The sequence below is a fragment of the Caballeronia calidae genome, from assembly GCF_900044055.2.
GTDB lineage: Bacteria > Pseudomonadota > Gammaproteobacteria > Burkholderiales > Burkholderiaceae > Caballeronia > Caballeronia calidae.
Window position 1 is genome coordinate 27,034 of sequence record NZ_FCOX02000012.1, and the last position, 13,272, is coordinate 40,305.

General features: G+C 64.7%; 10 protein-coding genes. 4 read left to right on the plus strand and 6 right to left on the minus strand.

Annotation, left to right across the window (positions count from 1 at the left end; genetic code table 11):
- Positions 1-312 precede the first annotated feature (312 nt).
- Positions 313-1,281, plus strand: a complete 969-nt coding sequence (gene egtD / locus AWB78_RS13520) for an L-histidine N(alpha)-methyltransferase (protein ID WP_062605102.1) — start codon at positions 313-315, stop codon at positions 1,279-1,281.
- Positions 1,282-1,293: 12 nt separating this feature from the next.
- Here the strand turns inward: egtD and AWB78_RS13525 are convergent, their stop codons facing one another.
- From AWB78_RS13525 to AWB78_RS13545, 5 genes are read right to left on the minus strand one after another with little or no spacing between them, the layout of a single operon-like run.
- The gene (locus AWB78_RS13525) at positions 1,294-1,590 is read right to left on the minus strand and encodes an acylphosphatase (RefSeq protein ID WP_062605103.1); all 297 of its coding nucleotides are present in this window, start codon (positions 1,588-1,590) and stop codon (positions 1,294-1,296) included.
- A 49-nt stretch (positions 1,591-1,639) separates the two neighbouring features.
- Positions 1,640-2,779 (minus strand): hybrid sensor histidine kinase/response regulator, encoded by a 1,140-nt coding sequence (locus AWB78_RS13530; protein ID WP_062605104.1) that lies wholly within the window; start codon positions 2,777-2,779, stop codon positions 1,640-1,642.
- Positions 2,780-2,801: 22 nt separating this feature from the next.
- The gene (locus AWB78_RS13535; protein ID WP_062605105.1) at positions 2,802-3,398 is read right to left on the minus strand and encodes a chemotaxis protein CheB; all 597 of its coding nucleotides are present in this window, start codon (positions 3,396-3,398) and stop codon (positions 2,802-2,804) included.
- A 2-nt stretch (positions 3,399-3,400) separates the two neighbouring features.
- Complete coding sequence (locus tag AWB78_RS13540; protein ID WP_062605106.1) at positions 3,401-4,237, minus strand: CheR family methyltransferase; 837 nt, start codon at positions 4,235-4,237, stop codon at positions 3,401-3,403.
- A 17-nt stretch (positions 4,238-4,254) separates the two neighbouring features.
- Entirely contained in the window at positions 4,255-7,401 is a 3,147-nt protein-coding gene (locus AWB78_RS13545; protein WP_062605107.1) for a response regulator, read from the minus strand.
- Positions 7,402-7,573: 172 nt separating this feature from the next.
- On the opposite strand from AWB78_RS13545, the gene hpnA reads away from it, so the two are divergent.
- The 3 genes from hpnA (at position 7,574) to AWB78_RS13560 (ending at position 11,853) form a co-directional block, all read left to right on the plus strand.
- Positions 7,574-8,584 (plus strand): hopanoid-associated sugar epimerase, encoded by a 1,011-nt coding sequence (gene hpnA / locus AWB78_RS13550; protein ID WP_062605108.1) that lies wholly within the window; start codon positions 7,574-7,576, stop codon positions 8,582-8,584.
- Positions 8,585-8,829: 245 nt separating this feature from the next.
- Positions 8,830-11,076: an NADP-dependent isocitrate dehydrogenase gene (locus AWB78_RS13555; protein ID WP_062605109.1), complete on the plus strand. Its 2,247-nt coding sequence runs from the start codon at positions 8,830-8,832 to the stop codon at positions 11,074-11,076.
- 234 nt (positions 11,077-11,310) lie between these two features.
- Positions 11,311-11,853, plus strand: coding sequence for a hypothetical protein (locus AWB78_RS13560; protein ID WP_062605110.1), 543 nt, complete (start codon positions 11,311-11,313; stop codon positions 11,851-11,853).
- Positions 11,854-11,883: 30 nt separating this feature from the next.
- Here AWB78_RS13560 and AWB78_RS13565 read toward each other — a convergent pair whose 3' ends face one another.
- Positions 11,884-13,086 (minus strand): glycosyltransferase, encoded by a 1,203-nt coding sequence (locus tag AWB78_RS13565; RefSeq protein ID WP_062605218.1) that lies wholly within the window; start codon positions 13,084-13,086, stop codon positions 11,884-11,886.
- Positions 13,087-13,272: the final 186 nt, after the last annotated feature.

Here is a 13,272-nt window from a genome sequence, read left to right on the forward strand (position 1 = left end):
AATCGCCGCGCGCACGCCTTCTTCAAAACCCGCTTCAAACGAAATATCCCGGCGTGCCCGCTTCTTGCTTCCTGGATGCTTCGCATTTCCGCGTGAACTTCGCCGCGTGAACGCCGTCTCACGCGACTGTCTTTAGCCGGTCATGATGATCGGCGACCCTTGTCGGTCCGGCGCGATGCCGGTCCGGTCCCGAAGTCCGAGCGGCACTGCACGAACATCCGCCGCTCACGTCATTGCATCCGCAGCAACACGCGCCGTGCCTTCGTTTCCGAGGATGGCACGCGAAGAAAACGCCGCATCGATGGAGACGTCATGACTCAACCCGCCTTGTCGCCCCGTTTCGCCAACGCCTTCGCAGAGGCCGTCTACGTAGGACTCAGCAAGCGTCCTCAAAAAGAACTGCCCTCGATGTATCTGTATGACGAAGTCGGCTCCGCCCTCTTCGAAGTGATCACCGCGCTGCCCGAATACGGCGTGACGCGCGCCGAAGAGCGCGTGCTGAAGGACCATGCCGCCGATATCGTCGCGGCCATGCCGGGCGATATCCAGGTCGCCGAACTGGGCAGCGGCAGCGGCCGCAAGACGCGCCGCATTCTGGAAGCGCTGTGTAAAAAGCAGCCCACCGCCTACCATCCGATTGAAATTTCTCGCACCGCCTTGCAGTTGTGCCGGCGCGAGCTGAGCGACATCGAACGCGTGTCGATCGTCGGGCACGAACGCGATTACCTCGCGGGGTTGTCGGAAGTGAGTGCGAAGCGCAAGGACGGCGAAAGGCTGCTCGTACTGTTCCTCGGCAGCACCATCGGCAATTTCGCGCGGCTCGCGGCGACGAAATTCCTGCGCTCGATCCGCGGCATGCTGCAACCCGGCGACGCGCTGCTGCTCGGCACCGATCTCATCAAGCCGCTGCCGGTCCTGATCGCGGCCTATGACGATCCGATCGGCGTCACGGCCGCGTTCAATCTGAACATTCTGGCGCGCATCAATCGCGAACTGGGCGGCGATTTTCCGCTCGATGCCTTCGAGCATGTCGCGCGCTTCAATCCGGATGCGCGCAGCATCGAAATGCATTTGCGTGCGAAGCGCGCGCTTTCCGTACGCGTGCGCGACGCGGGCCTGCGCGCGGAGTTCCGCGAGGGCGAGACGATCTGGACGGAAAGCAGCCACAAATATGCGGCCGATGAAGTCGCGCCGATCGCCGCCGATGCGGGCTTCGAGTGCACGCATCAGTGGCGCGACGAGGAATGGCAGTTCGCGGAAAGCCTGCTGGTCGCGCGCTAGCCGCGTATTGCGTCAGTGCTGCTCGAAGCGCTCGTAACGCTTTTCGATGTGGCGCTCTTCGCTGTGAAACTCGGTGACGCGGGCAAGCGGCGGCCCGCGTCGCAGCCATTCGAGCATCAGATCGACCTGATTGGCCGCGCCCTGGACGATGGCTTCGACGGAGCCGTCGTCGAGATTGGCGACCCAGCCGCGCACGCCGAGCGCATGCGCCTTGCGCACCGTGTGATGGCGGAAGCCGACGCCCTGCACGACGCCGCGCACCCGCACGTAATAGGTTTCGATTCGCGTATCCAGATCCGGGCCTGGCATCGTGCTTTCTCCTTTCCGATATTCATAGGCCGCATTGTAGACACGCGCGTCAACTCAGGCGAAACGGCTGAGCCAGGTCCGCGCGCTCGCCCGAACGCGGCTGCGGCGTGCGCGGCAGCCTCACTTCGAACACCGTGCCCGCTTCGGCCGTCGAGCGCACCCGGACATCGCCGCCGTGCATCTGCGCGATCTCGCGCGTAATGTAGAGCCCGAGCCCCAGTCCGCTCGATTCATGCTGGCGTTGTCCCGAACGATACGGCGCGAAGATCGTCGGCAGGACTTCGGCGGGAATCTCGCCTGCGTTCTGCACGGCGATGTTCACGTCGTCGGCGCTGCCTTCGAGCCGCACCTGGATCGCCGAGCCTTCGAGGCCGTGCTGCAGCGCGTTGCCGATGAGATTCGAAAACACTTGCGAGAGCAGATCGCCGTCGCCCTGCAGCAGCGTGTCGCCCTGGCGCAGCACGAAGATGCGTCCCTTGCCGACGCGCGCCTCGTATTCATCGACGATATTTTTCGCGAGCGTCATCAATTCGACCGAGCGCGGCTGCAACGTGACGCGCCCGCCGCGCAGGCGCGCGAGGTTCAGCAGCTGATCGACCATGCGCACCATGCGCATGCCGCTCGACTTGATGCGCGTGCCGATGTTCGCGACGTTCTCGTCCGGCACGAAGCGCGCGAGATATTCCGCCGACGCGATCACCGCGCTCAAAGGCGTGCGCAGATCGTGACCGAGCACGGCCATCAGCATTTCGTTCGCATCGAGCAGTTGCTGCACGGTCGCGAGCTGCGTCGCGAGTTGCTGCTTTTGCCGCTCCATCTGGATGAACACATCGACTTTCGAATTGAGGATGCGCGCATCGAACGGCTTGTAGAGAAAATCCACCGCGCCCGCTTCATAACCGCGGAACGTGCGGCTCGTGTCCTGCGCCGTCGCCGTGAGAAAGATGATCGGCACGTGCGCCGTGCGCGGGCTGCCGCGCATCAGCTCGGCGAGCTCGAAGCCGTCCATGCCGGGCATGTTGACATCGAGGATCGCGAGCGCGACTTCGTGCTTGAGCAGAAGCTCGAGCGCGGCCGGCCCCGATTCCGCCTTCAGCACCGACAGATCCGGCCGCCCGAGCGATGCTTCGAGCGCGGTGATGTTGTTGCGGATGTCATCGACGATCAGCACGTGGATGGGTTGCGTCATCTGGTGACTCCTTGCCTTCTTTTCATGGCTGGCGGGCGATGCATTGCGAGAGCCGCATCGCCATTTCGTCCAGCGTCAGTACTTCATGGACCGCGTCTTCCGCGATGGCCGCGAGCGGCATCGCGGGCGCCGTGGCCGTTTCGGGGTCCTGCGCCCAGCACGTGCCGCCGGCGTCGCAGATCACGCGTGCGCCGCGCGCGCCGTCGTCATTGGCGCCCGAGAGCACGATGCCGAGCAGCCGCTCGCCATACGCATGCGCCGCCGATTCGAACAGCACATCCACCGATGGCCGCGAGAAGCGCACGGGCGGATCGATCGACAGCGCGATCGACGGCGCCGCGCCGCCTTCCGCCTCCACGAGCATGTGATAGCCCGGCGGCGCGAAGTACACGGTGCCGGGCACGATCATGTCCTTGTCGAACGGCTCTTCGATGGCCAGCTCGCAGCGCGACGAGAACAGGTCCGGCAGCAGGCTGGGCTGCCCCTGCCGCACATGCACGACGACGAGCACGGGCGGCGCGAATGTCTTCGGCAGCACGGGCAGCAAATGGTTGAGCGCCTCGACGCCGCCCGCCGATGCGCCGATCACCACTGCCTCGATCCGATTCGCGTCGAACATCGTCACACCTTCTGGTAGAGCCGTTCGCGCGGATTGAAGTCCGCGAAGCGGTCGGCGTGTTTCGAAAAGCGCAGGCTTTCCTTGCTGCCGAGACCGAGAAAGCCGCGCCGCACGAGCGAATCGCTGAAGAGCCCGAGCGCGCGATCCTGCAGCGCGCGATCGAAATAGATCAGCACATTGCGGCACGACACGAGATGCGCTTCGAGAAACACGCTGTCGGTCGCGAGACTGTGATCCGCGAACACCACACGCGACTTGAGCGCCTGCGAGAACTTCGCCGCGCCGTAGGCCGCGTGATAGTAATCGGAGAGCGAGCGCTTGCCGCCCGCGGCCAGATAGTTCTGGCTGAAGCCCGCCATGCGCTCCAGCGGATAGATGCCGTTCTCCGCGTGACGCAGCGCTTCGGCGTTGATGTCGGTCGCGTAGAACACGGTGCGCTCGGCGATCTTCTCTTCCGCGAACAGCACCGCGAGCGACCACAGTTCCTCGCCGCTGCTGCATCCGGCGATCCACACCTTGATCGACGGATAAGTCTGCAGAATCGGCACGACCTGCTCGCGAATCGCGCGGAAATATTGCGGGTCGCGGAACATCTCGCTCACCTGCACCGTGAGGTACTGGAAGAGCCGCGCGAAGAGCGCCGGGTCGCGCAGAATGCGCTCCTGCAGATGCGAAAGCGTCGGCAAGCCGAAATCCTGCACCGCCTGCGAGAGCCGCCTTCTCAGCGAACTCGCGGAGTAATGCCGGAAGTCGTGCTGATATCGCAAGTAGATCGCTTCCAGAATCAGCTTCAGTTCGATGTCGAACGTCGCGTCTTCGTCGTGCCTGCTTTCGTTCATCTGAGAGATCGGTCCGGTCAACGCTGGCGCAGCCACACGCGGCACAGCGAGACGAGCTTATCCACGTCGATGGGTTTGGATATGTAATCGTCCGCACCCGCCTCGAGACATTTCTGGCGGTCGCTCGGCATCGCCTTCGCCGTCAGCGCGATGATCGGCAGGCGTGCGTGCTCCGCCTGCTTGCGGATCTCGGTCATCGCGGTGAGGCCGTCCATCTCGGGCATCATGATGTCCATCAGCACGAGGTCGATGTCGCCGCGGCGCGCCAGCGCGTCGAGCGCCTCGCGGCCGTTGCGCGCAATTTCGAGCGTCGCGCCGAGCGGCTCGATCACGTGCGACAGCGCGAAGATGTTGCGCACGTCGTCCTCCGCGAGCAGGATCGTGCGGCCCTCGAAGACGTCGTCGCGCTGACGCGCCGCGCGCAGCATGCGCTGCTGCTCGGGCGGCAAGGCGCTCTCGACGCTGTGCAGGAACAGCGTCACTTCGTCGAGCAGACGCTCCGGCGACTTCGCTCCCTTGATGATGATCGATTTCGAGTAACGGCGCAGGCGTTGCTCCTCTTCCTGCGACAACAATCGTCCCGTATAGACGATCACCGGCGGCGACGCGTGCCCCGCGCTCGTCGACACGCGTTCGAGCAGTTCATAGCCCGAGCCGTCGGGCAGCGCGAGATCCATCACGACGCAGTCGAACGGCGCGCGCTGCATTTCCTCGATGGCTTCCGCGATCGATCCCGCCTCCACGATGCCGACCGTTTCGCTCGCGAGCAGCGCGTGGATGCTCTGGCGCAGCGCCGGATCGTCCTCGACGACGAGCACGCGGCGCATGCCCTGCGCCGAGCGTGCTTCGAGCTTGCGGATCGCGTGAGCCAGTTCCTCGCGCGCGCTCGGCTTCAGCGTATAGCCGATCGCGCCGAGATGCAGCGCGACATCGGCGTGATCGGTCGCGGAGACGATGTGAATCGGAATATGGCGCGTGAGCGGATCGTGCTTGAGCCATTCGAGCACCGTGAGACCCGACTGGTCCGGCAAGCCGATGTCGAGCAGGATGCCGTTCGGCTGCAGCGAGCGCGCGAGCTCGACGCCTTGCGTGGCGGTGGCCGCATGCACGCAGTCGAAGTCCAGCTCGTGCGCGAGATCGTAGAGGATGTGCGCGAACGGCTGATCGTCCTCGATGACGAGAATCACGCGATCGGGACGCTTGCGGTCGGCGCGGTCATCGGCGATGCCCATCGGCTCGGGCATCGCGACGGGCGGCTGAACGGGCGCAGGCCGTGCCGGCGCGGGCGCGGGAGCGGGAGCGGGCGCCCGCGCGGCGGACGGCCCCGGCTCGCTCATATGGCCGATCGTATCGAGCTTCGCGGTGACGGTGCCTTCGCGCGCGGCGATGGGCAGCGTCACGGAAAACACGCTGCCCTGCCCCGGCTCGCTCGACACGGACACCGAGCCGCCGAGCAGTCGCGAGAACTCGCGCGAGATCGACAGGCCGAGACCGCTGCCGCCGTACTTGCGGCTCGTGGTGCCGTCGGCCTGCTGGAACGCCTGGAAGATCATGTCCTGCTTCTCGCGCGCGATGCCGATGCCCGTGTCGCGCACATCGAAACGCAGCGCCGAGTCGCTCGCCCGCTCGACCGCGACCGTCACGCGGCCGCGCTCGGTGAACTTGAACGCGTTCGACAGCAGATTGCGCAGCACCTGCAAAAGCCGCTGGCTGTCGGTGACGAAATACTGTGGCACGTCGTCGCCGTGCTCGGTGACGAATTCGAGGCCCTTGTTCCCCGCGACGGGCGCGAACGACTGCTTCAACGCCTGCAGAATCGTATCGACGGAGGTCGGCGCGAACTGCACATCCATCTGTCCCGCCTCGACCTTCGAGAGATCGAGAATGTCGTTGATGAGCGCGAGCAGGTCGCTGTTCGACGAATGGATCGTCGCGGCATAGCGCACCTGCTCGTCGGTCAGGTTGCCGTGCTTGTTGTCTTGCAAGAGCTTCGCGAGAATCAGCGAGCTGTTGAGCGGCGTGCGCAGTTCGTGCGACATGTTCGCGAGGAACTCCGACTTGTACTGGCTCGCGCGCTCCATTTCCAGCGCGTTGGCGGTGAGTTCCTGCTGCGCCTGCAGAAGCTCCGCCTTCTGCCGCTCAAGATGCTGCGTGTGCTCTTCGAGCTGAACATTGGTCTGTTCGAGTTCGGCCTGCTGCTGCTCCAGCCGCGCCTGCGAATCCTGCAACGCGCGGCCGCGCTCCTCCAGTTCCTCGTTCGACACGCGCAGCTCTTCCTGCTGCACCTGCAATTCCTCGCTCTGACGTTGCGTTTCTTCGAGCAATTCGACGAGACGCGCGCGATAGCGCGCCGAGCGCAACGCCATGCCGATCGGCTCCGAGGCCATTTCGAGCAGCGCGCGGGCATCGTCGAAATGGCCTTCCTTGCCGACGAAGCCGAGCTCGATCGCGCCCGCGACGTCGCCATCGGCATAGAGCGGGGCGATCACCACGCGCGATGCCGCCGCCGACCCGAGCGCGGAACCGGTTTTCAGATAGTGCGCGGAGGCATCGCGGAGCACGAGCACGCGCTCATCGGCGAGTGCCTGGCCGACGAGCCCCTCGCCGCGCGCGATCCGCTGCGGCGCGCTGTTCTCGTCCGGCAGCGCCCACGCCGCGACACGGATGAGCGTATCGCCTTCGAGCGCGTAGACGACGCCGACCTTCGCTTCCACATACGGAACGATCGAACGCAGGATGCTCACGCCGATCGAAGCCGGAGACTGCTCGCCGCGCAGCTTGAGCCCGAGCTGCATGATGCCCTGCTGCAGCCAGGTCGTGCGTTGTACGGCGAGCCGCGATTTGATATACAGATGCGCCACCGCCGCGAGGACAAGCAGCACGACGATGCCCATCGCGCGGTTGACCTGCAGCACGTCGCGGCTCATGTTCGGATCGATGGGCGACAATCCGTAACCTGCGATCATCAGCACCGTCGATACCCCGGCGGTGACGAGCGGCACGGCGGGACGGTCGGCCCAGATGCAGAGCACGACCGGCAGCAGGTAGAAGATCCAGATCGCGACACGCATCGGCGTGAGCACATCGACGGCGAACACGACGGCAAGCGTGATCGCAATGGCGAGCGTGATCCAGGAGCTGAGGTTTCGACTGTCTTGGGGCATCGTTCACCGGTTCTGTTCATGTTTTGCGCGGCCTCGGGCCGGCGGCAGGCGAGGACCATAGCATGAGCCGCGCAGCCTTGTCACATCGGGCTTTGCAGGCGGTCGGCGCATGCTTTTTTGCGCGGCAGTTGTTACGAAACACGGCCGCGCCAGCATTTTCAACGAGGTAAGAATGACTGATTTTTCCGGCTCTCGCGTGCTCGTCACGGGCGCCTCGGGATTCGTCGGGTCCGCGGTCGCGCGGCTCGCCATCGAGCGTGGTTTCGACGTGCGCGTGCTCGTGCGCGCGACGAGCCCGCGCAAGAACGTCGAGTCGCTCGACGCGGAGATCGTCGTCGGCGACATGCGCGACGAGGCGTCGATGCGCGCCGCGCTCAAGGGCGTGCGCTTTCTCTTTCACGTCGCGGCCGATTACCGCATCTGGGCGCCGGACCCGGGCGAGATCGAGCGCGCGAATCTCCAAGGCACCGAAGCGACGATGCGCGCCGCGCTGGCCGAAGGCGTCGAGCGCATCGTCTATACCAGCAGTGTCGCGACGCTGAAGGTGACGAGCTCGGGCGCGATCGCCGACGAGACGAAGCCGTCGGACCCGGCGAGCACGATCGGCGCGTACAAGCGCAGCAAGGTGCTCGCCGAGCGCGCGGTCGAGCGCATGGTCGCGCGGGACGCGCTGCCCGCGGTGATCGTCAATCCGTCGACACCGATCGGCCCGCGCGACGTGCGCCCGACGCCGACCGGGCGCATCATCGTGGAAGCGGCGACGGGCAAGATTCCCGCGTTCGTCGATACGGGCCTGAACCTGGTGCACGTGGATGACGTCGCGAACGGGCATTTTCTCGCGCTGGAGCGCGGCAAGATCGGCGAGCGCTATATCCTCGGCGGCGAGAATCTGCCGTTGCAGCAGATGCTCGCGGACATCGCCGGATTCGTCGGACGCAAGCCGCCGACCATCAAGTTGCCGCGCGGGCCGCTTTATCCGCTCGCGGTCGGCGCGGAACTGTTCGCGAAAGTGAGCGGCAAGGAGCCGTTCGTGACCGTCGATGGCCTGCGGATGTCGAAGAACAAGATGTATTTCACGTCGGCGAAGGCGGAACGCGAGCTCGGATACGGCGCGCGGCCGTATCGGGAAGGGCTGAAGGACGCGCTCGACTGGTTCCGCGCGAACGGCTATCTCGCTGGGTGAAGCGCGAGATCAGTCCGTGAAACATTCCGGGCGCCGCAACGAAGCTGGAAAATCGCAACTCTTGTATAAGACTCGAAAAAAGTTAAGTCAATGATATTGCAGGAAAAATTGCCTTTTTTGCGGTTCAGGCAAGCCGAAATTCACACGCGCGCCACGCAAAATCAGGCAGAATAGCGGTTTGTTGCCGGAAGGGTGGTTTGAGGCCGGCGGTTTTTCCAACCTGTTTTCGGATGTCGAGACAAGCGATGAGTAATCAGCAACCCACCATCATCTACACCCTGACCGACGAAGCTCCGCTGCTCGCGACCAGCGCCTTTCTGCCGATCATCCGTGCCTTCACCGCGCCGGCGGGCGTCAACGTCGAGACGAGCGACATCTCCGTCGCTGCCCGTATCCTCGGCGAATTCCCTGAATACCTGACCGACGCGCAAAAGGTCCCCGACAACCTCGCGAAGCTCGGCGAACTCACGCAGGACGCCGACACCAACATCATCAAGCTGCCGAACATCAGCGCGTCGCTGCATCAGCTGACCAGCGCGATCAAGGAGCTCCAGTCGAAGGGCTACAAGCTGCCCGACTACCCCGAAGAGCCGAAGAACGACGAAGAGAAAGCCATCCGCGCGCGCTATGGCAAGTGCCTCGGCTCGGCCGTGAATCCGGTTCTGCGCGAAGGCAACTCGGACCGCCGCGCGCCGCTCGCCGTCAAGAACTACGCGAAGAAGCATCCGCACAGCATGGGCGAGTGGAGCATGGCGTCGCGCACGCACGTCGCGCACATGAAGCACGGCGACTTCTATCACGGCGAAAAGTCCATCACGAATGACAAAGCCCGTGAAGTCCGCATGGAACTCGTCACGAAGCGCGGCGAAACCATCGTGCTGAAGCCGAAGGTCAAGCTGCAGGACGGCGAGATCGTCGACAGCATGTTCATGAGCAAGAAGGCGCTCGTGCAGTTCTACGAAGACCAGATGCAGGATGCGTTCGACACCGGCGTCATGCTGTCGCTGCACGTGAAGGCGACCATGATGAAGGTCTCGCACCCGATCGTCTTCGGCCACGCCGTGAAGGTGTTCTACAAGGACGCGTTCGCCAAGCACGCGAAGCTCTTCGAGGAGCTCGGCGTGAACGTGAACAACGGTCTCGTCGATCTGTACACGAAGATCGAAGCGCTGCCGGAATCGCAGCGCGACGAAGTCATCCGCGACATGCACGCATGCCACGAGAAGCGCCCCGCGCTCGCCATGGTCGATTCGGCCAAGGGCATCTCGAACCTGCACGCGCCGAACGACGTGATCGTCGACGCTTCCATGCCCGCGATGATCCGCGCCGGCGGCAAGATGTGGGGCGCCGATGGCCGTCCGCAAGACACGAAGTGCCTGATTCCGGAAAGCACGTTCGCGCGCATCTATCAGGAAATCATCAACTTCTGCAAGACCAACGGCGCGTTCGATCCCAAGACCATGGGCACGGTGCCGAACGTCGGCCTGATGGCGCAGAAGGCCGAAGAGTACGGCTCGCACGACAAGACCTTCGAGATCACGGAAGACGGTTCGGCGCGCATCGTCGACAACGCGACGAACGAAGTCCTCGAAGGGCTCACGCAGGAAGTCGAGAAGGGCGACATCTGGCGCATGTGCCTCGTGAAGGACGCGCCGATCCGCGACTGGGTGAAGCTCGCCGTCACGCGCGTGAAGAACTCGGGCACGCCGGCGGTGTTCTGGCTCGACCCGTATCGTCCGCACGAAGCCGAGCTCATCAAGAAGGTCGAGACCTACCTGAAGGATTACGACACGACCGGCCTCGACATCCAGATCATGTCGCAAGTGCGCGCGATGCGTTACACGCTCGAGCGCGTGATCCGCGGCATGGACACGATCTCGGCCACCGGCAACATCCTGCGCGATTACCTCACCGACCTCTTCCCGATCATGGAACTGGGCACGAGCGCGAAGATGCTGTCGATCGTTCCGCTGATGGCGGGCGGCGGCCTGTATGAAACGGGCGCGGGCGGCTCGGCGCCGAAGCACGTGCAGCAGCTCGTGCAGGAAAACCACCTGCGCTGGGATTCGCTCGGCGAGTTCCTCGCGCTGGCCGTGTCGCTGGAAGAGCTCGGCATCAAGAACGACAACGCACGTGCGAAGCTCGTCGCGAAGGCGCTCGATTCGGCCACCGGCAAGCTGCTCGACAACAACAAGAGCCCGTCGCCGAAGACCGGACAGCTCGACAATCGCGGCAGCCAGTTCTATCTCGCGATGTACTGGGCGCAGGAACTCGCGTCGCAGTCGGAAGACAAGGCGCTCGCACAGCAGTTCGCGCCGCTCGCGAAGACGCTTGCCGAGAACGAGCAGAAGATCGTCGACGAGCTCGCCGCCGTGCAGGGCAATGCGGCGGATATTGGCGGCTACTACATGCCGGACGAGAAGAAGCTCGAAGCGGTGATGCGTCCGAGCAAGACGCTCAACGCCGCGCTCGCGGAAGTGAGCACGAAGTAAGGTCGCGCGGGCGCCTCGAACACCCGCGCGCCCGGATGAACCGGCATCTCTTCGGGGATGCCGGTTTTGTTTTTGCGCGGCCGCATCGCGCGACGTGTTTCATCGGCATCGAAAAAAATGTCGTGAAATCCGCACGTTCGGTGCAATTGGTTACAACCTGTGCCGGACCTCGCCAAATCCGAGCGGGTAGAATCGTTGCCTCGCCGCCCGCTCGCAAGACACAGACACACTCGCATGAATCTACATGACCAGCTCGGCGCGCTGGAGTCGAGCCTCGACACGCTCCTCCACGGCGCTGCCGCATCTGAACGCGCATCCGACCAATCACCCGCCGAAGCGACCGAAGCCGCGCCCCGCCAAGCGCCGGGCGCGCCTGACGAACCGCCCGCGCTGGGCGGCGCACGCCAGCCGGACGATTCCGCCGCGCCCGCCGAACCGCCCGGACTGAACGAACCGGCCACGCTCGTCGTGTCGCGCCCGGAGCAGAACGCGATCGAAATGACGATCGCCGGTAAAACCGTCAAGCTGAGCCCGGAAGGCGTGTCGGAACTGATCGAGGAATTGTCGAACGTGCGCGCGTCGATGTCGGTGGAACAGCCTGCCGGCATTGCGCCGGGCTGGCGCTTCGCCGCGACCAAAAACCCGATCATGGCGACGCAGAAATATCCCAATGGCGACCGTCTGCTGGTGCTGCGTCACGGCGGGCACGGCTGGGTGCCGTTCACGTTCTCGCCGAACATGGTGATCGAGCTGTACGCCATGTTGACGAAGAAGTAAGGCGGCTTCGTTCCGAAGCCGCCCGCGCTGTCACGAACCTTCCTGAGTCGGCGCCTGCACGCGCGCCTTCCATTGCCCGCCCTTCCCGCTCCAGTAACGCACGGCTGAGCCGATCGTCGCGCTGACATAGAACAACGCGACGAGCGGCAAAAGCGGCGCCCACAACAGCGACCTTCGGTAGTAGCGCAGCATCGGCCCATAGGCGATGCACATGAACGCCCACGCCGCGCATGCGGGCCACGCGCGCGCGCCGAACGTCAACGCGAAGACGGGCGGCACGAGATAGATCAGCACCATCGCGACGACCGTCCCGGCGAGCAGGAGCGGCGAATAGCGCAACTGCGTGAAGGCCGTGCGCGCGATCATGTTCCAGACATCGCGCCAGCTGTCATACGGGCGCAGCGATTCGCTGCTTTGGGCGAGATCGAGGCGGATCGGGCGCGCGTCGTTGCGGCCCGCGCGATGCTTGATGCGCGCGGCGAGACTGCAATCGTCGATGAGTTCCTGACGGATCGACTCGATCCCGCCCGCCTCCACGAGCGCCGAGCGGCGCACGAGCATGCAGCCGCCCGCGGCGCCCGCCGTCGGCTTCTTCACGTCGTTCACCCAGGCGAACGGATAGAGCTTCGCGAAGAAGAACACGAACGCGGGAATCAGCGCCTTCTCCCAGAGCGAGTCGCAGCGCAGGCGAACCATCAGCGAGACCAGATCGCGGTCTTCGAGAATCGTGCGCGAAACGAGTTGCGTCGCGGCATCGGCCGGATGGTGGATGTCGGCATCGGTGAGCAGCAGGAATTCGGCGGGCAGGCCGAGCTTGTCGATCGCCTCGATGCCCTGCGACTGCGCCCACACCTTGCCCGACCAGCCCGGCGGCAACGGCTGCGCGGTCAGCACCGTCAGGCGGTCTTCGAGGCCGAGATCGCGGGCGGCGGCGAGCGCGACGTTGGCGGTGCCGTCGGTGCTGTGGTCATCGACGACGATCACATGGAACGCGCCCGCATAGTCCTGCTTCAGCAGCGAGCCGACGGCGCGCCCGATGACATCCGCCTCATTGCGCGCGGGAACGACCGCGACGAGCGCGGGCCACGCGCCGCGCCGCGCGATCTCCGCGTTGCCGACCGCGTGCACCGTGGTGTGCGACAGTGCCGGCGCGGGCTCCGCGCGCCAGAATCCGCCACGCGTGAATAGCAGCACGATCCAGATCAAAAATGACAGCCAGGCGATCAGTAGCATGAAATAAACGATTAGCTTGTGAATTTGGGTGGCCGCGGTTTGCGCGGGATGTCCGGCCTCCGGGCGTTGCGCGAAAAACACACGGCGCGGATCGGCGGAAGGCCGCAAGACGAGCACGTTCGAAGGAACGTCTCGCCGGCACGCGGTCCGGGCGCCCGACAGTTTACTGGGTTCTGAAAATCGACG